Below are 21,220 nucleotides of genomic sequence, written 5' to 3'. Positions count from 1 at the left end.
CTCACGCCTCCAACCCCGCCAATCGCTTCTTCACTGCAGCAAGATCGCGCGCGAACAAAGCCGCTTGCTCCTCATGCGCCGCGCCATCCAGCCTGAGCAGGTAAGCTGGATGCGCCGTGACCCATAATTCGCTGCCATCCTCCAGCGGGATCGGGGCACCGCGAACCTTGGCCATGCTCACCGTCTTGCCGAGTATCCCGCGCGCCGCACTTGCCCCCAGCGCCAGGACGATCTTCGGTTGCACCAGAGCGCGCTCGCTCTCGAGCCACCACCGGCAAGTGTCGATTTCCTTCGCTGTCGGGGACTGGTGCAGCCGCCGCTTGCCACGCTGCACAAATTTGAAGTGCTTTACGGCATTGGTGACATAGGCGCTGCGCCGCTCGATCCCTGCTTGCTCGATATAACGATCAAGCAGCTGCCCGGCAGGCCCGACAAAAGGTCGACCCGCCCGGTCTTCCTGATCACCCGGCTGCTCACCCACGATCATCAGGGCGGCCCCGGCAGGGCCCTCACCCATCACTGCCTGGTTATCGAGCCCACCAATCGGGCATTGGCGACACTGGTGGATCGCACGGTCAATCGCCTCCAGCGTTTCCGGCCGGTCCGAAGCAGCGCGCTCCCCGGCCGCGACCATCATCGCTTCACGCGACTGCGCCCCAGCAATAAGGTCTGGAATAAGAGAGGCTTCGGGCAAGTTCTTCCAATACTTCTTGGGCATTTCGGAAAGCATTGCGCCCACTTTCAGCCGTGCCGGGTTGAAGATGGAGGCGTAGTAAGTCTTCCACAGATCCTCCGCCGGATCGCCCTGCGGCGCATCGCCTTTTTGCGCCGGAGGACCTTCGCGCATTGTGCTGCCATCCCAATGCAGCGTGCCGCGCGGGGTCAGGATCGACCAGCGCATATTGGCGAAACGGCGTTTGAAAAAGCCGGCATTGGCGCGCAGGATATGATGGTCGGGCTCGAACCATGCGACATAATGCTCTTCGCCATCCTGCTCCTTCACCTGCCGGAAGCGGACAAAGGCATGCATCTTGTGGCTGTCACGCCGCACATTCTTGTCCAGCTCCTCCAGCTTGCGCACATCGGGATCGGTCTTGTCTTCCGTGATCCGCGGCTGCGTTTGCTGGCGCCAGACGAGACGATAGAGCAGCGCAAACCGCTCCGAATCGGAATGCAGGACAGCATTCCTTGCCAGACTCAGGAAGCGTTTGCTGGCCCGGATCGGCCGCGCATCCCTATCCGGCACCGGCAAGCGGGTATCGCCGCCTGCAAACAGATCGCCAGAACTGCCGGGCTCGGTCCACGCGACCCGGTCTGGCGGCACATCGCATTGCACCAGCATCCGCGCCCGCTCCCGCCAGAAAGCAAAATCGTCCGGACGCGGGATATGCACTGCGTAATAGGCGCCGAGGCGGACATTCTGCATCGTGGTCATGCCGCAAACAGCTCCAGTTGCTCCTGCTTGGGAGCCAGCAGGCGGCGCAGGTCCGCACGGTCCGTCAGCAGCGTCGGGCGCCAGTCACACGTCACAATGAAAGGGCGGATTTTGCCGAGAGACACCGTCAGCTTGGCGATATCATCAAGCCGCAACGTCCGGTGCCGTCGGGCAATCAGGATCCTGCTCACCGCCTTCACACCCAGCCCCGGCACGCGCAGCAATTGCTCCTTGCTCGCACGCTGCACATCAACCGGGAACTGTTCCCGGAATTTCAGGGCCCAGGCCAGCTTGGGATCGATGTCCAGCGGCAAGTTCCCGTCCGCTCCCGTCGCCTGCATGATCTCACCCGGTTGATAGCCATAAAACCGCATCAGCCAGTCGGACTGGTAAAGCCGGTGCTCACGAATCAGCGGCGGACGCTTCAAAGGCAGCACCGCGCTGGCATCAGGAATCGGGCTGAAAGCCGAATAGTAGACCCGTCGCAGGCGGAAATTGTCATACAGACGGCTTGCCTTGCCAACGATATCGGCATCGCTGGCAGCATCCGCGCCGACAATCATCTGGGTCGACTGGCCTGCCGGGGCAAAACGCGGCGCGTGTTTGAAGCGCTTCTTCGCATCCTTGGCCTCTACAATCGCCATCTTGGTGCCACCCATGGCCCCTTCGATCTGGCGCGCATCCTTGTCCGGCGCGAGCCGTGTGAGGCCCGCATCGGTTGGCAGCTCCACATTGATCGACAGACGGTCGGCGTAAAGGCCGGCCTGCCGGATTAATTCCGGATCAGCCTCGGGAATGGTCTTCAGGTGAATATAGCCGCGAAAATCATGCTCCTCGCGCAGGATCCGCGCTGTTTCCACCATCTGCTCCATCGTATGGTTGGAGCTCTTGATGATGCCGGAGGAGAGGAACAGTCCCTCGATGTAATTGCGTTTGTAGAAGCTCAGAGTCAGGTCCGCGACTTCCTGAGGCGTAAAGCGCGCGCGGCGGACATTGCTGCTCTTGCGGTTGATGCAATAATGGCAATCGAAAATGCAGTGATTGGTCAGCAGCACCTTCAGCAGGCTGATGCACCGGCCATCAGGCGCATAGGCGTGGCAGATTCCCATACCCTCGGTCGAGCCCATACCTTTCCCGCCCAGCGAATTCTTCTTCGCCGTGCCGGAGGAGGCGCAGGAAGCATCATACTTCGCCGCGTCGGCAAGGATCTCAAGCTTTTGCAGAATCGTCTGATGAGGCATATGTTCTGTATATGTTCCATCACACTTTTCATCTAGTGCAAACTCTGCAACTCATTGCGCCAGTCAGTACCGCCTCATGTGAACTATCTCGTACAGTTTACGGCCTTGGCAGGAACCAGATCGCTGGCAGACCGTAATAGCTGCACGGACCGGGCCCCTCTGGCGAATGCAAAAGCATTCGTGATGTCGGACGTATCGCAACAGGTGGCCCGCAATTTCAAACAGGGTTGCCACTATATTTCGCGAGGCGCGCCGCAGCATAGCTGAACGCGCCACGCAAGTTCAGGAGTTGGATATGAAAACCCTTGCTTTTCTGGCCGTCGCCTCGCTGGCTGCCACCCCCGCCTTAGCACAAAAAGACTGGAATTTCGGTGATGGCACCACGCCCGAGCGTTGGTCCACCGTCAACAGCGCTTATGCACTATGCGATGCAGGCCTGACCCAGTCGCCGATCGATCTTGGCAATGCCAATGCCATCGGCAATGTCAAAGTTTCCACCAATTACGGCCAGACCACCGGTGCTATCGCCCTTGGCGATGAGAAGGTGCAGGTCGATTTCCAGCCCGGCATGGGTATGACCTCGGGCGATAAGGCATTCGGCCTGGTCCAGGTTCATTTCCACACCCCGGCCGAGCATGCGATCAACGGTGAACGTCACCCGCTAGTCGGCCACTTCGTCCATGCTACCGAAGGTGGTGAACTGGGCGTGCTGGGTATCATGTTCGAAGAAGGCGAAGCCAATGGCGCACTGCAAAGCGTGATTGACGCTGCCGGTTCAGGCAATGGCACCGCTGTTTCCTTCGACGTGAACGACATGCTGCCTGATGACGTATCGGTGTTCCGTTACATGGGCTCGCTTACGACACCGCCCTGCAGCGAAGGCGTTAATTGGCATGTGTCCAAGTCCACGATGACTGCCAGTGCAGAGCAGATTGCAGCCTTGTACGAGCTCTTGGGTGACAGCGCCCGCACGGTGCAGCCGCTTGGTGGCCGCTTGCTGGTTGCGCCGGAGTAAGGCCTCCAAAAATCTAGCACTGAGGAGGCGCGTCTCGCAGAGGCGCGCCTTTTCTGTTTCCAACAACTGGATATTCAGGCGCATAGCCCCTGCAAGTACCAGTCCGGCAAGCCACCTCGACCATCACCGATCAGGCCGTGGCGATAGATCCAGTAACGGCGGCCCCGATCATCTTCGATACGATAATAATCGCGCAACCGCACGGTGGAGCGTTCACGCCACCATTCCGGCGCGATCCGCTCCGGCCCCTCTACCCGCACCACTTCGTGCACTTCGCCCCGCCACCGGAAACGGCGGGGATATCCGTCAGGCGTCGCATAAAGGACCGCGATCGGTTCGGCCCGGTCGAGCAGTTTGAGCGGGCGGGCATGGAAACGCAGCTCTTCCTGTGCCGCAGGCGGAGGCTCCAACGGAGGTTGCCAGCGTTGTGCACGCTCCGGAATGTGGCTGCCAAACGGAATTGGCCGACGCACGGCACGCGGGCCAAGCCGGGTGGTCAGCCGGTCAATACAGGCTGCAAGGGATGTTCCGTGTTCTTCAGCTGCGGCTTCGATATCACCTTGCGCAAGTGCAAGCGGCTCTGCCCAGCTGGCACGCAGGCGCACAGTCTCGATCCCGAAGCCGGCATCGACATCATCAAGCTTCTCGGCAAACAGGCGGCACATATGCTCCGCCGCGCGTGTCGCTGCAGACAGTTCAAGCCGCCGGACTGTCACCTCGCCATCGACCCGCCACAATCCCAGCTCCAGCCTGCGCGCGCCTTCGCCCTTCCCCTCCAATTCCCGCGCCAGATCGGCGGCAAGATCGCGGAGCACCTGGTCCAGCAGGTCCCGATGCCGGATGGGTTCGGCCAGACGGCGCTGCACCAGTGGCATTTCGTGCGGGACCACGGGCAATAGCGGCTCGGGAATTTTGCCCAGCAACTGGTCCATCCGCACAAGTGGATTGGCTGCGGGTGACCGACGGTTGCGGAAACGCCGCATGATTGCATCGCGGCCGCCTCCCTCATGCTCGACCTTGCCCAGTTCACCGAGTGTCTTGAGGCCGAGCCGTCGCAGGATGGTGATCACATCCTCGTCAAGCCGCAGAGCAGCGACCGGCAATTCGGACAGGCGCGCCTCCATATCGTCATCGCTCGACAGGATGCTGCATGGCGGGCCGAAATGGGACAGCGCCCAGGCGGCACCGGCAGTGGGCGCAATGGCAAAACACGCCGTGACACCGCGTTTGGCAAACATGGCCTGGGCATCGGATAGCAACCTGGCTTCGCCGCCAAACAGATGCGCAACCGCCGTCACATCGACGAGTACCCCGTCAGGCGGATCGAGCGCAGACCACGGCCCCCATCGCTGGGCCCACTCTGCCAGCTTCTCCAGCGCATCGATATCTCCCGCCGCATCACTGGGGGCGACTTTAAGTTCAGGGCACAATGTCCGCGCATCGGCCAGCATCATGCCTTTGCGAGCGCCGGCTGCGGCACCTGCATCATTGGCCGCATCGATCCGTGGGCCATGGGCAGTCTCGGTGATCAGCGCCAGCGGGTCGGCATCCACCCCTTCCCCGCGCAGCGCGCCTTCAGCAAGCCGCCAGCGATCGATCGCGAGACGCGCGCACCAGATGGAAAGGATTCGCCGTGGCGGCGTTTGGCCTTTCCCTGTGGGCCGCAGGTCTGGCGACAAGTCCTGTGCCGTCATCATGCATTGTCCATTTGCCGGGAGCGTGGCTGCGAGCCCGGAACAGTTCGGCCTGCCAGCCAGGTACACCGGGGGCTTGCCCATTCCAGTCCGGCTTCGCGGACACGGCGCTATGGGCTTCCCACCGCAACCGTGCCGAGGAAAGGTCACGCCCGGCATCGTGCCGCACCAGCCACAAGGGCACGCCATGCTTTTCTGCGGTAAGGCTAAGGCGCCGCGAAGCAGTGAAATCGAGCGGTTTGGGATTGCCCGCGAGTTCCCCGATCACGCAGGCAAGATCGCGGCAACGCAACCCCTCCTCCAACGCGAACAGGGCATCTTTAGGCTTGTTGGCCATCACATGGATCACCCGATGGCGGATTTCTTCAGGCAAGCCCGGGCGATAAGGTCTGCCGTTGAGCCTGACCGCAGCGCGATCCTGAACCCACAGGATTGCGCGACGGTCCTCCGCCTCGGCGCTTGCGCCAGCCCTCCGGGACCGTAGTTCATCCAACGCCAGCGCAAGCGCCAGCCCCGCCCCGCTTGCTTCGCGTCCATTGGCAAAAACCTCGCTATGGCGTGCGAAGTGCCCTTGCTGTGCAAGGCCCGGGCGCCAGCGACTGCTTCGCGCAGCCGAAAGCGCGGCGATATCGGCGCTTCCCAAAGTCGGGAGCGCGGGTGAGAGATTTTGCTTTGCCATAGTCAGTAGAATCGCATGTTCTATTTATGTTCCATATTCGATTGGGACGCAATGCTCCTGTCTCTCGGAACAAATTTCCTTCTCGACCCGTTGGTTAGGCGAAGAAGGAGACCCCCAATATGAATTACAACCAAGGCAACGCCGACGAACTTAAAGCCAAATTCTGGCACGCACTCGCCGATTCGCCCTTCGTGTTCCTCGAACGCACGGATGCACGCGACGATGCCGTCGTCATGACGGCGCAGCTGGACAAGGACGCCGACAGCGCAATCTGGTTCTTCACGACCAAGGATCATGACCTCGCCCAAATGGGCCCCGCCGTTGCGACCTTTGCCGGAAAGGATCACAGCATTTTTGCCCGGATCGAAGGTACACTGGCCCGCGAAAACAGCCGTGAGCGGCTGGAGAAGCAGTGGAGCAAAGTGGTCGAAGCCTGGTTCCCTGGCGGGAAAGATGATCCCAATCTGATCATGCTGCGAATGGATTTGGGCAATGCCGAAATCTGGAACAGCGATCTGGGCATCATGGCTACGGCAAAGATGCTGATGGGCAAAGATGTACGCGACGAAGCCCGCGAAGAACACGTCGAAACCGCACTCTAAACCAAGCCAAACACGCGCCGAAATAGAAAGGGCCGCCTTCATGGGCGGCCCTTTTGCTATCGGATAGGCTGATCTACTCGCCCAGGATCGAGGGGAAGATCCCCACGATCAGGATCACAGTGAGTGCAGCCGGACACAGCCAGCGGACAAGAAACAGCCAGAATCTCTCCAGCGGACCACTCAAGCCATTCTCGGAATCAATCAAACGCCGCTCTGCTATCCAGCCCACGAACACCGCCGTAAGGATCGCGCCGACTGGCATCAGGATTTTGCTGGTCACAGTGTCCAGCACATCGAACATGCCCTGCCCTTCAAACAAAGGCAGGAAGCCCAGAGGCTGGAAGTCTGACATGGTGTTAAACGAAAGCGCCGCCAGGACCCCGAGCAGCGCTGCTGCCACTGTCACGATAAGCGTTGCGACCGGACGTCCAAGATTGGCCTTCTCCTTCAACCACGCTGTCGGCGCTTCCATCAGTGAGACCGAGCTGGTCAGCGCCGCGAAGAACACCATCACGAAGAACAGCAGCCCGACCAGCGAACCAAACGGCATATTCTGGAAGCCGATCGGCAAGGACTGGAACATCAGGCCAGGGCCTGCATTCGGCTCCAGCCCGGCGGCAAATACAATCGGGAAAATCGCCAGACCCGCAATCAGGGCAACGGCGGTATCCGCCCCGGCAATGATCCCTGACGTGCCCGCCAGGTTCACATCACGGCCGACATAGGCACCGTAAGTCATCATGCCCGCAACGCCGAGCGACAGGGAGAAAAACGCCTGCCCTACCGCCGCCAGCATGACAGGCCCGGTCAGCTTTGAAGCATCGAAGGTAAACAAATACGCCACCGCTTCGCTGAAAGCCCCGGTGAAGGCACCATAAATCGTGATTGCCAGGAACAGGAAGAAAAACGCTGGCATCAGCCAGGTTGCCACCCATTCGATCCCGCTCGAGACGCCGCGCGAAACGAAATAGAACGTGATGGCGATGAACAGGGCGTGCAGCCCCACCATCAGGCCTGCATTGCCAAACAAGCCCGGCAACAATGCTTCCACATCTTCGGCCGGACGACCTTCGAACGCACCTCCGGTCAGCCCCGTGGCCACCAGATCGCTGGCAAAAACGCCGACATAATACAGCACCCAGCCACCGACGACGCAGTAGAAACTCAGCACAATGAATGCACCGGTCACTCCGAAAGAGGCCAAAGTGTCCCAATGTGACGACTTGCCCGATTCCGCCGCGATCTTGCGCACGCTCTCAGGCGCGGATGCTTGCCCGTGGCGACCGATCAAAGTCTCCGAAAGCAGGATCGGAAGGCCGATCAGGACGACACAAAAAATGTAGAACAGCACAAACGCGCCGCCGCCATTGGCCCCTGCCTCTGCAGGGAAGCGCCACATATTGCCGAGCCCAACGGCAGAGCCGACCGCAGCAAGAATGAAGGCCGAACGCGAGGACCAGCCTTCGCGCGGCGTAACGCCATCAGAACCCGTAGTGGCAACCATATCAGAAAAAGCCCTCTCACCGCGCGGCCCCCCGCGCCAAACAGGCGGCCCTTCTGCATGGAAAATCCGCCCCCGCCAAGGGGCAAGCTTTGCCTTTGCCCGCTCACACCGCTAATCGGTGGCTCATGTCTACGACCTTCCAGCTCGATACGAGCACAAGCCGTGCAAATCCGACGCCTGCCCCGATGAAGCGGCTGACGGTGCCCAGGATCCGGGCGCGGAAGAAAGACGGCGAGACCGAGACGCCGCTGGTCATGCTCACAGCCTACACCGCGCGGCAGGCGCAATTGCTCGATTCCCATTGCGATTTGCTGCTGGTCGGGGATTCGCTGGGGCAGGTGATCTATGGATTGCCATCGACGATTCCGGTCACCTTGCGCATGATGGCCGATCACGCCGCAGCTGTCGTGAGAGGCAGCTATCACGCCGTCGTTGTCGTCGACATGCCGTTCGGCAGCTATGAAGAATCGCCCCAAAAAGCCTTCGAGAGCGCGTCCTTCCTACTCAAGGAAAGTGGTGCAGCGGCAGTAAAGCTCGAAGGGGGTGAGGCGATGGCCGAAACCGTCGCCTTCCTGAGCCAGCGCGGTATTCCTGTCATGGGTCATGTTGGCCTTACGCCGCAAGCGGTGAATGTCCTGGGCGGCTATGCTGCCCGTGGCAGGAGCGATGCGGAGGCCGACAAGATCGTTGGCGATGCGAAGGCCCTTGACGAAGCGGGTGCCTTCTCCATCGTTATCGAAGGGGTCGTTGAGCCCATAGCAATCGCGGCAACGCAGGCAGTGGCGGCGCCCACGATAGGGATTGGCGCATCAGCCCAATGTGACGGACAGGTGCTGGTGACCGAGGATATGCTCGGCATGTTCGAGCGGGTGCCGCGCTTTGTGAAGAAGTACGGCAATATCGCCGAGACTATCGAACAGACCGCTCAGAAATATGCACAAGAAGTCAGGGAGCGGAGCTTCCCGACCGAAGACCAGACCTACCAACCCAAATAGGGCCACAAGGCTGCTTGCAGGCACAACGCGGATCGCCTAGCGGGCGCGACAATCGAAAACAGGGTCTTTCATGGCAACGCTGCTGCGCTTTTACACCTTCTCGCTGGTTTTTACCGCGATCTGTTTCATTCTCGCGGGCTGGTACGGCTGGGCCAGCACGGGAACCCTCGTCGGCACGCTGTCGATCCTGTGGATCGTATTCGTGCTCTCTATCCTCGAAGTGTCGCTCAGCTTCGACAATGCAGTGGTCAACGCAACCGTCTTGCGAGAAATGGACCCGGTCTGGCAGCGGCGGTTCTTGACGATCGGCATCCTTATTGCCGTATTCGGCATGCGGATTGTCTTCCCGATCGCCATTGTCGCCATTGCCGCAAATTTGGGGCCGGTCGAAGCAGTTACGCTCTCGCTGAACGAGCCTGAAGAGTATGAACGTATCGTCTCCGATGCCCATCTCGGCATTGCAGGCTTTGGCGGGGCTTTTCTGGCCATGGTCGGCCTTTCCTTCTTCTTCAGCGCAGACAAGGACGTGCACTGGATCGCGTCCATAGAGCGCGTCATCAATCGCTTCTCCAGCGTGCCGGCCATAGAAATCGGCTTTGTGCTGGCACTGGTCTACGGGATCTCGACGACGCTCACAGAAGCTGACTCGCTAGTCTTCCTTACGGCTGCCATTCTTGGCCTCGTGACCTATATCGGCGTCAACGCCCTAGGCGCGATTATCGAGCAGCGCGAAGCCCGCAAGAAGGCTGCGGGCGAGATTGTCCGCTCCGGCCTGGGCGGCTTTCTCTATCTGGAAGTTCTCGATGCGTCTTTCAGCTTCGACGGTGTGATCGGAGCGTTTGCACTGTCTAACAACATGATCATCATTGCACTGGGCCTGTCGGTGGGTGCCATGTTTGTACGCTCGATGACAATCCACTTGGTCGAACAAGGTACGCTCGCCCAGTATCGCTATCTGGAGCACGGGGCATTCTGGGCGATCATTGTGCTCGGTGTTATCATGTTGCTCTCGGCCAATATCCACATTCCGGAAACTATCACCGGCCTGATAGGCGCCGTTCTGATCGGCTTGTCCTTGTGGTGGTCAATCCGGCACAATCGCGTAGCAGCACGCGGCGATGATACGCCCGTCAATTCCGAGCCAAACTAGCCAACCTGCTCGACACAGGCGCCGCGATCATCAGCTGCAGCAAGTGATAAAGCAGCAAGGGCGCAATGACGAAACCTGCGGCCTCTGGCGGAAACAGCAGCGCTGCCAGCGGAGCCCCGATGGCGACACTTTTCTGGCTCCCTGCAAACAAGAAGGCGATCCTGTCGCCCAGTTTCAGGCCAAGTGCCGCCGAGGCAAGCCATGCCCCCGCATTCGCAACCAACAGAAACGCGATGGTCAGGCCGACCAACCACGCCATGCCGGTAAGGGATAGGTCTCGACCTATGCCTTGTTCTACGGCCCCTGAAAAAGCCACATAGACAGCAATCGCGATAACGATCCTATCGAGCCAGACAATCCGGTCCCGGCGTTGCTTGATCCAATCGAAGGTCCAACCCTGCACTGCCTGTCCGATGACAAAGGGCAAAACGAGAAGCAACGCGATCCGGACGATCACATCCGGGCCCGTATCCGCGACAGCTCCCCCGCCCAAGAACCCGAACAGCGGTGCTGTGATGAACACACCCGCAATATTGATAAGGGCAGCACCGATCACAGACAGAGCAACATTCCCACCTGCAATCGTGGTGTAAGATGTTGCCGACTGGATCGTCGACGGCAAGGTGCCCAGATAGAGGAAGCCAAGGGCGATAAGCGGTGGCAGCCCGTTCTGGGCCAACATCGAAAAGCCAAGCCCTGCCATGGCCATCACTCCGAACACCCAGATGCCGAGCGGTAGGAAGAAGTGCCAATTGGTGAAGCCCTTGAAGATATCTGCGCGGGCAATCCGCATTCCGTTGACGAGAAAAAGCACAAAGATCGCGAAGTTCGAGATTGTCTGAACCACGCCGCGCGCATCCCCGGTTGCAGGCAGGATCACGGCCAGGCCGGTGGCAATAAGAAGCACCCGTATCATCGGGTCAAAAATGGCGGATACCAAAGATCGCATTCGCGCGCCCTGCCCTCACACGCTTCGCGAGTCGAGCAAAAGGTCGCTAGCGATTGGCGACTGCCACAGCTCCGCCAAGATTGCCCAGCTTGGCCATCAAGGCCTGAGATTCCGCCTCACCACTGACCATGGCCAGAGCCTGCAGCGAGACTGGATTTGTCGGCTGCAAGGCCATCGCCCTCTGCGCAATCCGCTGTGCCAGGGCATCGTCACCCATCCGCATAGCTGTCACCGCCCTGAGCGCCAGTACTTCTGGATCTCGGTCACCGCCAAACGCCAGGGCCTGGTCCAACAGCAGAGCGGCACGTGGCAGGTTGCCACGATCATACTGTGCGCGTGCCAGGATCACCGTCGGCTCGACTGCTGATGGATGCCCCTGCAAATGACGTTGCAGCAATGCAATCGCTGCGTTTGTGTCACCGCTTGACTTCATTGCTGCATATTGCCGCCGCGCCAAGGGCCATGGCTGCCGAATGCGAGCGGATTGCCGGTACAGCGACATTGCCCTGCTGACCCTGCGGGCGGCGAGGTTTGCATCTCCTGCCAGAGCAAGTGCATCGGCAGACCCGTCAAATCGCTCTCGAAACCCCTCTGCAACCCGTAGCGCTTCGCTGCGATTGCCTTCGACAATCAAGTTCCGAACCAATGACAGCGCATCGTCGCCGCTGCGGGCATCCCGGGTGCCGGCACTTTCGAAATCGCCCGTCGGCCGCAGAGCCACGAGATTGCCACTCTGCTTCTTGGCCGCCACATCAAGCAAGGCCCCGGCGCTTTGCCGGTCACCCAGCGCCTCATGCGATCGCGCGACCAAGGTGCGCAGATATGGGGATGCACTGGACTTCTTCGCTGCTTCGCCGAAGCGGTGTAGCATTTCGCGGTGATTACCCCCCAATGCCAACGCACGGGCTAGCAGTTCCCGCACGCGGCGGTTCTCAGGTTGCTGCCTGAACAGCTTATCAAAGGCCTGGGCAGCGCTTGCATAATTGCCCGTCTCAAGATCAATCACACCTGCCAGCATGATTCCCGCCGGTGCGTCGTTTGCGAACTCGCCGCTGCGGAAAAGGAGCTTGCGCGCGAGATCGAACTGACCGGCCCGTGCCGCCACAACCGCTTGCAAATAGTAGCCCCGCAAGTAGCCCGGATTTAGGTTGGCCATGTGCCGAACGACGCTCAGCATGTCCTGTGCCTCCCCGAGCTCCCCCAGCGTTGCAGCATATTCGGCGAGCAGGTCGAGCTGGTCGGGCTTGTGCTGCAGTGCCTGTTCAAACCACGGCAATGCGGCCGCCATACCCTCTGAATCCCGGGCCAGTTGCCCACGAAAGAGCAACGCTTCCGGATCGTCAGGCCCAAGCTCAACTGCCCTCTCCGCAGCATCGACCGCCTGCGATTGTTCGCCGCCGCGATAGCGCAATCTTCCGATATCGACCCAGAGCCGCGGCGCGTCCGGGGTGAAGGCAATGGAACGGTCAAATGCGGTACCGGCTGCGGGCAAATTGCCCTCGCGCATTTCAAGCCGACCGAGCATATGGAAACCACGCCCGGCGGTCTCGTCGCTGAATTGCCCCTCGCCCAGCCACCTTCGCGCTTCCACCGGCTGGCCTTGCAGCAGTTCGGCTTCACCCAGATAGGCAGCAACCTGCGGTTTGGGTGTTCCCGAGGAGAGCATATCGCGCAGTAACACCTCTGCCCCGAAACCATCGCCTTCTTCCAGGGCCGCCAGCGCGCCCTCCAATGGAGGCACGTCCGGCTCTGCCTCACTGCAGGCTGCAAGCGACACGCATGCGGCAGCAATCAGCCAGAACCTGCGGGGAAGGTCAGGCGTGGAGATCATACTGCTTGAGCAAATCATACAAGGTCGGCCGACTAATACCGAGCATCTTGGCGGTGCTGGAGATGTTCCCCTCGCTGCGCGCAAGGGCGTGTCGGATAACACGGCGATCCGCCATTTCACGTGCGCTCTTGAGGTTCAGGACCTGGTCGTCCTCATCCCCCTCGGGCGAGAGGTCGAGATCGTCAGCACCAATCAAACGCCCGTCCGACATGATGACCGCGCGTTTCACCCGGTTTTCCAATTCGCGGACATTGCCCGGCCATGCCCAGCCATCGATCGCCGCAAGCGCATCGGGTGCGAATCCTTTGACTTGCGGATTCATCTCTTTTGCAAAGCGGTTGAGGAAAGCCTTTGCCAGCAGCGTGGCATCTCCCGGACGCTCCGCCAGGGCGGGAATTTTCACCACGATCTCCGCCAGACGATAAAACAGGTCCTCACGGAAAGTCCCCTCGCCCGTCATTGCCTCCAGATCCTGGTGCGTTGCACAAACAATCCTGGTGTCGACAGAGATTTGTTTCCGGCCGCCAATGCGCTCGATGGTGCGTTCCTGAAGGAAGCGCAGCAATTTCACCTGTAGCGGCAGAGGAATGTCGCCCACCTCGTCAAGGAACAGCGTGCCACCATGAGCCTGCTCGATCTTGCCTTCGGTGGTCTTCACAGCACCTGTAAAGGCGCCTTTCTCATGCCCGAACAACTCGCTTTCCAGCAGGTTTTCCGGGATCGCTGCACAGTTAATCGCGACGAAAGCCGCCTCACGCCTGTCGCTGGCATCATGCAAACCCTTGGCCAGCAATTCCTTGCCGGTCCCGCTGGCACCCAACAGCATGACCGACACATCAGTATTGGCCACACGTTCGATCGTGCGCGCCACTTTCGCCATTTCAGGTGCACCGGTGATGAGTGTGCCCAGCACTTTGCGATCATCGCCAACCTGGTCGGCAAGGCGCAAGTTCTCTTGCTCGATCGCGTGTAGATTGAATGCCCGCCTTACGATCAGGCCCAGATCATCAATATTCACCGGCTTCTGGTAGAAATCATAGGCTCCACGAGCGATCGCCTGCAACGCACTATCGCGTGAGCCATGGCCCGATGCCACGATCACCTTGGTATCCGGCTTGATCGCCATGATTGCGTCAAGAACTGCAAAGCCTTCGGTGGTGCCATCGGGATCAGGCGGCAGTCCCAGATCGAGGGTCACCACTGCAGGTTCATCAGACCGCAGCGACGCCAATGCCTGATCGCGATTTCCCGCGATGACGACATCAAAATCCTCATAGGCCCATTTCAACTGCGCCTGCAGCCCCTCATCATCTTCCACAATCAGGAGTTTGGGTTTGCTTTCAGCCATTATGCGACCTCTTGATTGTCTTGTGCTGCAATGAACCGCGCAGCCTCGGCCAACGGCAATTCGATAGTAAAGCGTGTGCCAAGTCCGGGACGCGACTGGACATCGACTCTGCCGCCCATGCCGCGGATCATTTCCCGCGCTTCGAATGCTCCGATGCCGAACCCGTCAGTCTTGGACGACACAAACGGCTTGAACAGGCGGTTGCGCACAAATTCAGCGTCCATGCCGTCACCCGTATCAACCACGTCAATTCGACCATTCAGACCGTCAGCCGACACGTCGATATAGACCGGCATTTCCGACGTGCTGGTATCGATGGCATTCTGGACCAAGTGCACCAGTGCCTGTTCCAGCCCTTCCTGGTCGGCAAGAACCGTACAGGGATCGAGGCGTGTCATGGAAACAGGGTGCTCCCCACTGAAGCGCTGAGACAATCGCTGCCCCAATTCGACCATATCGACCGGCTGTAGATCGACAGTTGACTGGCTGCCGTAGCGTCCCAAGCGCGCCAGCATGCCGTTCAGCTTGTCTGCACTGCTGCGCAGCGTAACCAGCATATCCTTGCGGAACTCGGGATTCTCGGCGTGAGTCTCGGCATTGCGGGCCAGCAAGGACAGCTGGCTGGCGAGATTCTTGATGTCGTGCATGACGAAAGCCATGCGCCGGTTGAAATCATCGAACTGCGCGGACTCCATCAGAGCTTGCTGCCCCTCATGCTCGGCGAGGTAGCTCGCGAGCTGGCGGGCAACGATCTTCAGGAGGTCGAAGTCTTCCCAGTCGAGGCTTCTCGCCAGAGGCGGCCGCGCCAGCACCAGGACTGCGACCAGGCGATCGAAATGCAGCAAGGGCACAACAACCCAGCAGCGCTCGTCTCCGGTCAGCCAAACTGGCACAAATTCGGACATCTCGTCAGCGCGATTGGCCGAGCGAACCCGATCGAGCTCGACCACGAAATTCTCGCGCTCCAGCTTCGCAGTCAGTTCCGAGGGCAAAGTCTCGACACCGGCTGCATCATGCAGCCAGTTCCAATTTGCACCTTCTTCGAAACGACCATCTTCACCAGGCAGGAACAGCAAGGCCGCCGGGCTATCGGTGATGTCCGCCATCGCCTTGCCTACGCGTTGCTGAAGCGTCGCGACGTCTTCTTCCGCATGGCCAATCGTGCGCGTGAACCGCAGCCATTCTTCGCGATAGTCGTAGCGGTGCTGGAATAGATGTTTGAGCGCAGTGACGCGAAGATGCGCCCGCAAACGTTGCGAAGGCAACCAGAGCAACGCCACGGTTGCAGCCGCAACGATGAAGCCGACCTGCGCGATACGACCAATATTGCCATCCCAAAGAGAGAACAGCTGGGCCGTCCCGAACATGGCGATGAGATACCCGCCAATGACCAAGAGCGAGAGCGTCTGGAAAGCGACCGTCCGGCTGGCCTGAAGTTTGCGGCCAGCCAATCCATTGCTGGCGCCGGCTGCCAGCGGCACTGCCATGATCGCCACCATCAGGCCGCGCATTGCGGCGAATTCTGCCGACGGCTGCTGGCCCAGATAGGCCACGACGTAGAAATTCAGTTCGAAGGCCCAGAACCCGGCGATACCTGCCGCACTCCATCGTATTACATCGCGCGTTGATCGGCTGGCACCGACATAGAGATTGTGCAGCAACACCAGCGCGCCAATCGACAGCAGGATCCGGAACATCGCCGAAGTTTGCAGGAACATTGCCGTGAGATCGGCCGTGACCGCATACTCGCGGCTCAAGAACACCAATACCGGTTGGAGGCATTCCACGAACCCGAGTGCCAGCACTACCGGTCGCACAGCCACCATGGACCGATCGCGCCCGTCATTCGCAAACAGCCGATAGATCACCAGCAGCCAGGCCATATTGCGCCAGGTCTCGGCAAGAGAAGTAATTTCCGCGAAGGAGCCGAACGCTGCGACGATGCCTGACCAGACTCCGGTCAGTACAAGGGCAACGATGGTGGGAAGGCGATCGCTGCGTTTGGCAACCGGCCGCTGCGCCACCCAGATAGCTCCGGCTGCGCAACCGACCGCACCCAGAATGTGCAAGATCACAGAGACCTGCATCCAGATTGACGCGCCCTCCACTACCGTGCCCCTTCCGGCCACAGGATCACGCGCAGGGTTTGCAGCAGGATCAGAAGATCAAGGAACGGCGTGTAATTCTTCGCATAGTAGAGATCATATTCCAGCTTGTGGCGGGAATCCTCGATACTCGCGCCATACGGATAGTTAATCTGGGCCCAACCCGTAATGCCCGGCTTCACCATGTGACGCTCGGCATAATAGGGCAGCTTGTCTTCCAGATCCGTTACGAATTGTGGCACTTCCGGACGCGGGCCGACAAAGCTCATCTCGCCTTTCAGCACGCTCCAGGTCTGGGGCAATTCGTCGATCCGGACCTTGCGGATAAATTTGCCGAGGCGCGTGATGCGGGGATCATCCTCCGTCGCCCACTTCACGCCGTCTTTCTCGGCATCCGTCCGCATGGAACGAAGTTTGATCACGTCGAAGGTCTGACCATAAAGGCCGACACGCGGCTGCCGGAAGAAAGCCGGACCCTTGCTGTCCATCTTCACCAACGCCGCGAACAGCGCGATAATGGGCAGGGTCAGGATCAGCAGCAAGCCGCTTGCGACGATGTCGAAAATGCGCTTCGCGCCGCTGGAAATCATCCGGGCCGAACTGAAACCATCGGAAAAAATCAGCCAGCTGGGATTGACCGTGTCCAGGTCAACACGCCCGGTTTCCCGTTCCAGAAAGCTGCTGAATTCATTAACATGCACGCCCATGGTCTTGATGCGCAGCAAGTCTTTCAAGGGTAGCGAATTCCGCCGTTCTTCAAGCGCCAGGACAACTTCGCTGGCGCCCAGGTTTTCGACGAATTGGCCCAAATCATGGATCGCATCGCGAACAATCGCTTCCGGCACTTCGCGCAGATTCTCCGTCATGGCGATGTAGGCCACGATCACGAAACCGCTTTCTGGCCTCTGGGCCAGCGAACGCAGGCGGTCAGCCCGCGATCCGGCCCCCAGTACCACGACCCTGCGCCGGAAGGCAGACGAACCCAGCAAACCGCTGAGCAAGACACGCATGGCCATCAGGAAACCGATGGTGAGGATCATGGTGTAGAGCAAGGTGGAGCGCCAGAAGTTCGCCCCTGGCAGGATAAACTCGATCACTGATAACGCGATGATCCCCAGACTGATGGCAACCAGCAAGCGTGCTCCGGCAAAGCGCATGGAGCGGAGCGCCTCGGCGCCGTAGACACCAACCGCGATCATGGCTGTCCACACGACGACTGCAAACCCGCCAAGCAGCCACCAGCGTTCCACCAGCGAGCCTGGATCCATGCCGATCTGGGTTGCACGGAATTGCCATGCGATCTCGCCCGCAAGGATGAGCAACGCAACATCAAGCAGGCCCAGAAGCAGGACCGCGTGGGGAATATAGTGTTTGAACAGGCGGATCATTGTTCCGTCCGGCAATCCTTTTCCATGAAGGGCCGGATTAGGGACAAGTTGTGAAATGTCGGTAAATTTTACAGCGAGCAATTTTCGCCCGAAGTCTCGCAGTCTGGATGGTTAAGGCCGGGTTTCCGTTGTGAGCATTCTGACTCCGCGATCAATTGCCGAAGGAAAAGGGCGTCTTGGCGCGGGAAACACGGTCGAAACGTAGGCTCGTCCCTCGTGGTGGTAACGAGCGCTGCAGGCAATCCAGGCGATGACATCTGGCGCAGCCCAATCCGATCATCGTCGCAGCATTCTCCTCCAGCGATACCGATCGGGCTTGCGCCAGGTCTTTCGCCAGGCGTGCCTCAAGGCCAAGAACGATCGAGAACTGCCCTGCTTCGCTTCCCTCCAGCGAGGAAATCGCATGGCTCATGGTCAGCCAATGTGACGGCCCGCCCGCCATCTCTTCCAAATCTACGGCCTGGACATGCCAGCGATCCGGTTGGTCAAACGCCTGATGGGCTTTCCATAGTGGGCAGCCATATTCGCTTTCCAGCAATGTCGTCCCACTCGCCCCGGCAAAGCGTTTCGAGAATTGCCCCGCCCGATCAACCCGGGCCATGAAAAAAGGTAAGCCTCTCTGCCCGACCCGCTGAAGGGTCGTCAGCCGATGCGCCACCTGTTCAATACTCGCGCCGAACCTGCGGACCAGCACGCGTAGATCGTATCCGGTTGCATCGCAGGCTCTCAGGAAACGCCCATACGGCATCATCATCGCTGCTGCGAAATAGCCTGTCAAATGACGTTCGAAGAAGCGCCTAGCGGTTTCTTCTTCAAAGCTCGATCCCGCAGCGAGAGCGGAAATCGCGTCGCCCTGTTCCAGCTCTGCAATTTGCAATGCCATCTGGAAGTTGCGGGAGGCTGGCGGCAAAGTCTCGGCCAATTGGACCTGGCGCGCATGGAAATCGAGACGGCGATTGGCATCCGGCATTACCTCACGCGGCAGAATACGGATCGCAAGTTGGTGCTTCTCCCTCAACCGTTCGGTCATCGCTGCACCAAAATCTGCCCGGGAAAGCCGCATTTCGTCAGCGAGTTCCTCGGCGGCAGCGTCGAGATCGGCAAAGTGGTTGCGCCAGCGTTCAATTTCTCGCCGCGATGCGACCAGCGGGTCGTAACGCGCTTCGACAGTGTTCGACTTCGCATCGAACAACCGCGCGAAGGCAGCAGCTGCTTGCGGAGCACTTGCCAGCAGTTCGTTGGCCTCGTCACGATCAATGCCCAAATCGGCAAACTGCTCATCATTGAGGCGGCGGAACAAACCATCGATGCCGCCAATGGATTCGTCTTCCCGCAGCCGCCGCGGATCGAAGTCGAACACATCGACCAGTTGCATGATAACCCGCGCCGAAACCGGCCTTTGGTTACGCTCGATAAGGTTGAGATAGCTAGGTGATATACCGATCCGCTCAGCCATCACGGCCTGGGTCATACCTTCACGTTTGCGGAGCCGGCGCAGTGCCGCACCGGCAAAGAGGGATTGATCTGTCATTGTAACTTTCTTGACAACATGACAAGCATAGATGCCGCAAATCCTCCCAGAAGACAAGAATGTTTGTAATTATTCGTGTCAATTTGCCGCCGCGAGTGCGATCAGAGTGGGGAAGGCAGCGATGCCATATCCCCTCAGGAGATTCGCCATGACGTACCAGACCAAGATCAACGAGCTCAACGACACCATCGGCACCCAGGGCGCACCCTGGAATGCCATTGACGGTGAATCGGCTGCTCGGATGCAAATCCAGAATCGCTTCCCGACTGGCATCGACATTGCCCGCTACACTGCAAAAATCATGCGCGAAGACATGGATGCGTATGATGCAGATCCAGCCAACTACACGCAGTCACTCGGCTGCTGGCACGGGTTCATTGCCCAGCAGAAGATGATTTCGATCAAGAAGCATTTCGGCAATACGAAGCGCCGTTACCTCTACCTTTCGGGCTGGATGGTCGCCGCTCTGCGCAGCGATTTCGGCCCCCTGCCCGATCAGTCCATGCACGAGAAGACGACGGTTCCCGGCCTGATCGAGGAGCTCTACACATTCCTCAAGCAGGCTGATGCGCGCGAACTGGGCGGCATGTTCCGCGATCTGGATGCAGCACGCGACAATGGCGACGCGGTCGAAGCTAAGCGGATCGAAACCGCGATCGACAACCATGAAACGCATGTTGTTCCGATTATCGCCGATATCGACGCCGGGTTCGGCAACGCGGAAGCCACTTACTTGCTGGCCAAGAAAATGATCGAAGCGGGCGCCTGCGCACTTCAGATCGAGAACCAGGTTTCCGACGAGAAGCAGTGCGGCCACCAGGATGGCAAGGTGACCGTCCCGCATGAAGACTTCCTGCAGAAGATCCGTGCCATCCGCTATGCCTTCCTGGAGCTTGGTGTCGAGGATGGCATCATCGTCGCACGGACAGACTCGCTAGGTGCCGGCCTGACCAAGCAAATCGCTGTGACCAAGGAAGAAGGTGATCTCGGCGACCAGTATAATAGCTTCCTCGATTGCGAAGAGATTGATCCCGCTAACATCAAGAATGGCGACGTCTTCCTTGGTCGCGAAGGCAAGCTGCTGCGGCCCAAGCGTCTCCCCTCCAACCTGTACCAGTTCCGTGCCGGTACCGGTGAAGATCGGTGTGTTCTGGACTGCATCACCGCCCTGGAAAATGGCGCTGATCTGCTCTGGATCGAAACCGAGAAGCCTCATATCGGCCAGATCGGCGGGATGGTTGACCGGATCCGCGAAGTGATCCCGAATGCCAAACTCGTCTACAACAACTCGCCCAGCTTCAACTGGACGCTTAACTTTCGCCAGCAGGTGTTCGATGCGTGGCAGGAAGCCGGCAAGGATGTCTCGGCGTTCGATCGCGACAAGCTGATGAGCATGGATTATGACGATACCGAGTTGGCTGCAGAAGCCGATGAACGCATCCGGACCTTCCAGCGTGATGCAGCAGCCCAGGCCGGCATCTTCCATCATCTGATTACGCTACCGACGTATCATACGGCTGCGCTCAGCACCGACAACCTGGCCAAGCGCTACTTCGGAGACGAAGGCATGCTGGGCTACGTAAAGAACGTACAACGCGAAGAGATCCGCCAGGGCATCGCTTGCGTGAAGCACCAGAACATGGCCGGTTCCGACATTGGCGATGATCACAAGGAATACTTCGCCGGTGAAGCCGCGCTGAAAGCCGGCGGCAAGGACAACACCATGAGCCAGTTCGAAGCTGCATAGGGAGAG

Annotated in this window: 16 protein-coding genes; 5 read left to right on the top strand and 11 right to left on the bottom strand. The window is 59.6% G+C overall.

All coding sequences use genetic code 11. From position 1 onward, the window contains the following. Window position 1: 1 nt before the first annotated feature. Both ABD653_RS01865 and ABD653_RS01860 read right to left on the bottom strand, forming a co-directional pair. Window positions 2-1,435, bottom strand: coding sequence for a UdgX family uracil-DNA binding protein (locus ABD653_RS01865; RefSeq protein WP_160779584.1), 1,434 nt, complete (start codon window positions 1,433-1,435; stop codon window positions 2-4). Then, the gene (locus ABD653_RS01860; protein ID WP_160779583.1) at window positions 1,432-2,676 is read right to left on the bottom strand and encodes a putative DNA modification/repair radical SAM protein; all 1,245 of its coding nucleotides are present in this window, start codon (window positions 2,674-2,676) and stop codon (window positions 1,432-1,434) included. The genes ABD653_RS01865 and ABD653_RS01860 overlap by 4 nt, the downstream gene beginning before the upstream one ends. 295 nt (window positions 2,677-2,971) lie before the next feature. Here ABD653_RS01860 and ABD653_RS01855 point away from each other — a divergent pair, with 295 nt between their 5' ends. Then, window positions 2,972-3,691, top strand: coding sequence for a carbonic anhydrase (locus ABD653_RS01855; protein ID WP_160779582.1), 720 nt, complete (start codon window positions 2,972-2,974; stop codon window positions 3,689-3,691). Window positions 3,692-3,765: 74 nt separating this feature from the next. On the opposite strand, the gene ABD653_RS01850 is transcribed toward ABD653_RS01855, so the two are convergent. Continuing rightward, the gene (locus tag ABD653_RS01850; protein WP_160780451.1) at window positions 3,766-5,385 is read right to left on the bottom strand and encodes a DUF6504 family protein; all 1,620 of its coding nucleotides are present in this window, start codon (window positions 5,383-5,385) and stop codon (window positions 3,766-3,768) included. Further along, window positions 5,267-6,064, bottom strand: coding sequence for an ImuA family protein (locus ABD653_RS01845; RefSeq protein WP_234032186.1), 798 nt, complete (start codon window positions 6,062-6,064; stop codon window positions 5,267-5,269). Before ABD653_RS01845 ends, ABD653_RS01850 begins: the two co-directional genes overlap by 119 nt. Before the next feature lie 119 nt (window positions 6,065-6,183). Here ABD653_RS01845 and ABD653_RS01840 point away from each other — a divergent pair, with 119 nt between their 5' ends. Continuing rightward, window positions 6,184-6,666 carry a pyridoxamine 5'-phosphate oxidase family protein gene (locus tag ABD653_RS01840; RefSeq protein WP_160779581.1) on the top strand — a complete coding sequence of 161 codons (483 nt, stop codon included), beginning with the start codon at window positions 6,184-6,186 and terminating at the stop codon, window positions 6,664-6,666. Between the two features lie 73 nt (window positions 6,667-6,739). On the opposite strand, the gene ABD653_RS01835 is transcribed toward ABD653_RS01840, so the two are convergent. Further along, window positions 6,740-8,170, bottom strand: a complete 1,431-nt coding sequence (locus ABD653_RS01835; protein ID WP_160779580.1) for a sodium-dependent transporter — start codon at window positions 8,168-8,170, stop codon at window positions 6,740-6,742. Between the two features lie 125 nt (window positions 8,171-8,295). On the opposite strand from ABD653_RS01835, the gene panB reads away from it, so the two are divergent. After that, window positions 8,296-9,165, top strand: coding sequence for a 3-methyl-2-oxobutanoate hydroxymethyltransferase (gene panB / locus ABD653_RS01830; RefSeq protein WP_160779579.1), 870 nt, complete (start codon window positions 8,296-8,298; stop codon window positions 9,163-9,165). Between the two features lie 70 nt (window positions 9,166-9,235). Further along, window positions 9,236-10,315, top strand: coding sequence for a DUF475 domain-containing protein (locus ABD653_RS01825; protein WP_160779578.1), 1,080 nt, complete (start codon window positions 9,236-9,238; stop codon window positions 10,313-10,315). Here the strand turns inward: ABD653_RS01825 and ABD653_RS01820 are convergent. From ABD653_RS01820 to ABD653_RS01795, 6 genes are all read right to left on the bottom strand, one after another. Further along, on the bottom strand, window positions 10,296-11,264 hold the full coding sequence (locus ABD653_RS01820) for a bile acid:sodium symporter family protein (protein ID WP_160779577.1): 969 nt from the start codon (window positions 11,262-11,264) through the stop codon (window positions 10,296-10,298). The genes ABD653_RS01825 and ABD653_RS01820 overlap by 20 nt on opposite strands. Window positions 11,265-11,310: 46 nt before the next feature. Then, the gene (locus ABD653_RS01815; RefSeq protein WP_344705255.1) at window positions 11,311-13,041 is read right to left on the bottom strand and encodes a tetratricopeptide repeat protein; all 1,731 of its coding nucleotides are present in this window, start codon (window positions 13,039-13,041) and stop codon (window positions 11,311-11,313) included. A 37-nt stretch (window positions 13,042-13,078) separates the two neighbouring features. Continuing rightward, window positions 13,079-14,443 (bottom strand): PEP-CTERM-box response regulator transcription factor, encoded by a 1,365-nt coding sequence (gene prsR, locus ABD653_RS01810; protein ID WP_160779575.1) that lies wholly within the window; start codon window positions 14,441-14,443, stop codon window positions 13,079-13,081. Continuing rightward, window positions 14,443-16,551: an XrtA/PEP-CTERM system histidine kinase PrsK gene (prsK, locus tag ABD653_RS01805; RefSeq protein WP_325065401.1), complete on the bottom strand. Its 2,109-nt coding sequence runs from the start codon at window positions 16,549-16,551 to the stop codon at window positions 14,443-14,445. Before prsK ends, prsR begins: the two co-directional genes overlap by 1 nt. Then, window positions 16,551-17,936, bottom strand: coding sequence for a TIGR03013 family XrtA/PEP-CTERM system glycosyltransferase (locus ABD653_RS01800; protein ID WP_160780449.1), 1,386 nt, complete (start codon window positions 17,934-17,936; stop codon window positions 16,551-16,553). The genes prsK and ABD653_RS01800 overlap by 1 nt, the downstream gene beginning before the upstream one ends. Window positions 17,937-18,087: 151 nt before the next feature. After that, window positions 18,088-19,467 carry a helix-turn-helix domain-containing protein gene (locus ABD653_RS01795; protein WP_160779574.1) on the bottom strand — a complete coding sequence of 460 codons (1,380 nt, stop codon included), beginning with the start codon at window positions 19,465-19,467 and terminating at the stop codon, window positions 18,088-18,090. Window positions 19,468-19,615: 148 nt separating this feature from the next. On the opposite strand from ABD653_RS01795, the gene ABD653_RS01790 reads away from it, so the two are divergent. After that, window positions 19,616-21,214: an isocitrate lyase gene (locus ABD653_RS01790; protein WP_160779573.1), complete on the top strand. Its 1,599-nt coding sequence runs from the start codon at window positions 19,616-19,618 to the stop codon at window positions 21,212-21,214. Window positions 21,215-21,220: the final 6 nt, after the last annotated feature.

The organism is Parerythrobacter jejuensis (genome assembly GCF_039536765.1).
Classification (GTDB): Bacteria; Pseudomonadota; Alphaproteobacteria; order Sphingomonadales; family Sphingomonadaceae; genus Parerythrobacter; species Parerythrobacter jejuensis.
This window is presented reverse-complemented; position numbering and strand designations above follow the sequence as displayed.

Bases quoted from the DNA above. Each gene is read 5' to 3' on its own strand.
- ABD653_RS01865 (WP_160779584.1), bottom strand. From the start codon at position 1,435: ATGACCACGATGCAGAATGTCCGCCTCGGCGCCTATTACGCAGTGCAT.
- ABD653_RS01860 (WP_160779583.1), bottom strand. From the start codon at position 2,676: ATGCCTCATCAGACGATTCTGCAAAAGCTTGAGATCCTTGCCGACGCG.
- ABD653_RS01855 (WP_160779582.1), top strand. From the start codon at position 2,972: ATGAAAACCCTTGCTTTTCTGGCCGTCGCCTCGCTGGCTGCCACCCCC.
- ABD653_RS01850 (WP_160780451.1), bottom strand. From the start codon at position 5,385: ATGACGGCACAGGACTTGTCGCCAGACCTGCGGCCCACAGGGAAAGGC.
- ABD653_RS01845 (WP_234032186.1), bottom strand. From the start codon at position 6,064: ATGGCAAAGCAAAATCTCTCACCCGCGCTCCCGACTTTGGGAAGCGCC.
- ABD653_RS01840 (WP_160779581.1), top strand. From the start codon at position 6,184: ATGAATTACAACCAAGGCAACGCCGACGAACTTAAAGCCAAATTCTGG.
- ABD653_RS01835 (WP_160779580.1), bottom strand. From the start codon at position 8,170: ATGGTTGCCACTACGGGTTCTGATGGCGTTACGCCGCGCGAAGGCTGG.
- panB (WP_160779579.1), top strand. From the start codon at position 8,296: ATGTCTACGACCTTCCAGCTCGATACGAGCACAAGCCGTGCAAATCCG.
- ABD653_RS01825 (WP_160779578.1), top strand. From the start codon at position 9,236: ATGGCAACGCTGCTGCGCTTTTACACCTTCTCGCTGGTTTTTACCGCG.
- ABD653_RS01820 (WP_160779577.1), bottom strand. From the start codon at position 11,264: ATGCGATCTTTGGTATCCGCCATTTTTGACCCGATGATACGGGTGCTT.
- prsR (WP_160779575.1), bottom strand. From the start codon at position 14,443: ATGGCTGAAAGCAAACCCAAACTCCTGATTGTGGAAGATGATGAGGGG.
- ABD653_RS01800 (WP_160780449.1), bottom strand. From the start codon at position 17,936: ATGATCCGCCTGTTCAAACACTATATTCCCCACGCGGTCCTGCTTCTG.
- ABD653_RS01795 (WP_160779574.1), bottom strand. From the start codon at position 19,467: ATGACAGATCAATCCCTCTTTGCCGGTGCGGCACTGCGCCGGCTCCGC.
- ABD653_RS01790 (WP_160779573.1), top strand. From the start codon at position 19,616: ATGACGTACCAGACCAAGATCAACGAGCTCAACGACACCATCGGCACC.